The 248-nt window shown below is 63.3% G+C and carries 1 pseudogene; it reads left to right on the top strand.

The annotated features are described in order from the left end of the window. Positions 1 to 248 (top strand): annotated as a pseudogene (locus ACHAC9_RS24675) (DUF1565 domain-containing protein); the annotation flags it as partial.

Genomic DNA, 248 nt, shown 5'->3' with positions numbered 1-248 from the left:
TTCAAGACCCTGGCCCGCGCCGCCAAGGCAGCGATCAAGGCGAACACGACCGTGTTCGTGGCGCCAGGCACCTATGCCGGTGGCTTCAAGACCACGGGCAACGGCACCGCCGCCGGCCGCATCTACTGGGTGTCGACCACGAAGTGGGGCGCCAAGATCGTGCCGCCAACGAATTCGACGAACAAGACCGCCTGGGATAACCGCGGCAATTACGTCAGCATCATCGGTTTCGAAGTGGACGGCAGCAA

Source organism: Massilia sp. CMS3.1 (assembly GCF_051262535.1).
In the GTDB taxonomy this organism is placed as follows: Bacteria; Pseudomonadota; Gammaproteobacteria; order Burkholderiales; family Burkholderiaceae_D; genus Telluria.
The sequence above is the reverse complement of the archived record's forward strand: the minus strand, read 5'-3'. Positions and strand labels throughout refer to the sequence as shown.